Origin of the sequence: Microcoleus sp. Pol12A5, from assembly GCF_036701435.1 — a bacterium.
GTDB lineage: Bacteria > Cyanobacteriota > Cyanobacteriia > Cyanobacteriales > Microcoleaceae > Microcoleus.
This window is the reverse complement of record NZ_JAUBQU010000262.1, coordinates 1-2,258: the sequence shown is the minus strand read 5'-3', so window position 1 is coordinate 2,258 and position 2,258 is coordinate 1. Positions and strand designations below refer to the sequence as shown.

Genomic DNA, 2,258 nt, shown 5'->3' with positions numbered 1-2,258 from the left:
ATCGCGATCGCAGGTTCAGTTTTTTTAGGCGCTGCAAACAGCATTCAAGCAGCATCCATTACTTCAAATGGCGGAGATATCGCGCTGGTAGCGTCCGGGGACATCGCAGCGGAAAACCTGAATACTTCAACTTTAACAACGGGCAATTCCGGCAATATTACCCTCTACAGCGCGGGGGGAAGCATCAATACGAGCGCCAACACCTTGAACGCTTCCTCGATAACCGGTAACGGTGGGTCAATTTTCCTATATGGGACAAACGCGATCGCCGCAGGTGGAATTACAACCTCTAGCTTCCTTGGAAACGGAGGCAACGTCACCCTTTATGGAGAAGGCAACATCAGTGCCGGCAACATCGACACTAGCGGAATCAACGCGGGCGAGATCAGCTTGCTTAGCAATCGAGGTGCGATCGACACCGGCGCCAGCACTCTGAACGCGAATGGTGGCAGCGGAGGGGGCAACATCTCTCTCAATGCTTACGGCAATATAGCAACGGGAAATATTGTCTCTAGCGGTAGCAACATTACCCTCAGCAGTCAAGCAGGGGCGATCGGCGTCGGCGATCTCAACTCTGGCAGCGGCACTGCAGGTGGCGATGTCGGGCTTTTGGCCTTTGGTAGCATTGCAGTCGGAAACATTGTCTCAAACGGTGGCAATATCGGCCTCAATAGTGTCAGCAGGAACAACAACAGCATCAGCGCTAGGAATTTTGATTCGAGTTCTAACAGAGGAGTGGGAGGCGCGATCGAACTCAAAACTGCTGTGGGTAATTATGGGGGTGACATTGTGACTGGTAATATAACCTCCGGTGGCGGTCGCATTTATGTGTTGAGCGAAGCCCGCGTTAACGCTGGCAATAGTACCCTAAATTCCAGCTATAGCGGTGGAGTTGGAGGCGAGATCGAAGTAAACGCAGCGCCTGTAACTCTGGGAAATGTCATTTCTGGAGGTGGCTGGATCAAGTTATTTGCCCCAGGCGACCTCAACGTCAGTGGGGTAATAAATTCTAGTTCCAGCACGGGGAAAGGTGGCGTAATCGAGATTGTAGGAAGCGATGTTAGTGTCAGAGATATTATTTCCGGCGATAGCGCAATTGATTTTCTCAACGATGCACCAGGGGGAATTACGCTTAATATTGCTCCTTTAAATTCTACATCTCCCTTGGGGAGAGGTGGCGATATCAATGTTAGGGCGGGCAGTTTAGCTGTAGGGAATATTTCTTCTGGCGGTAGCTCAATTTTTCTTCAAGGTGAAAGCAGCATTAATGCCATTGGAGAAAAAATAGATTCTCGTACCCGCGCAGGCGTTGGCGGTAATATTCTACTCCGCTCCTACGAAGACATCACTGTAGCCGGTTCGATCCTTTCTGGAGGGGGCAACATCAGTTTACTCAGCTCTCGTGGCACTGTTAATGCCAAAAATAGCTTCCTCAGCTCTGTAGCTGAGATCGGCCTACCAGATGGAAACATAACTTTAGAAGCTGGGAACGTGATCGCTCCCGGCACTGTTCTCGCCTTTGAGGGTACGATTCGCCTCGCTACTAGCAGCAATGACCCCAACAGCATTGATACCAGTGCCAGCCGATTAATATCTGTTACAACTCCTACCTTTGTTTTGGGCAGTCCGCTGCCACCCCTTTGGCGAGGTATCGGCTTTGGGAGTGGTGGGTATGCTCCCACACTACCGCCAGAACCACCAGCACTCGCAGCACTCGCACCACCTGCGATTCAATTCCCTGCGATCGCACCTCTAGGCTTAGGTGTATCACAACCAGATAATCCCGATCCTCCTACCCCTGGGTTAACTCCCACGCTGCCGCCAGAAAGGGGTGTACCAGAACCATTAGAAGTTCCCTCCTCTGGGTTAGCTCCCACGCTGCCGTCAGAAAGGGGCGTGCCACAACCATTAGGTCTCCCAACCACCACACCACTCGTACCAACGCTTGCAAACTCAGAGGCAATACCAACTGCGGCAGCCACTGTACCTGTGTCAGTGCAAGTCTCTAATACACAGCCAGAAAATCCTAATTCCCTTGCCGCTCAACAATTGAGCCAGCTTAATGGCGATCGAAATCGCGAACCGCAAAACTTAGCAAGCCTGACACCGAGTGCCGCTCAATGCTTAACTGATGAACAATTACTGGGGCAGCAAGCAGGATTGCCTCTCCAGACTGCGCCAAAAGACTACAGCAAAGCGATCGCCTGCTACCAGCAGAATTTAGAGCTGGCGAGACTCTCCCGCGATCGCGCTAGGGA

The 2,258-nt window shown here is 51.8% G+C and carries 1 pseudogene; it reads left to right on the top strand.

From position 1 onward, the window contains the following. Positions 1-2,258: pseudogene (locus QUA45_RS28540) on the top strand (hypothetical protein); the annotation flags it as partial.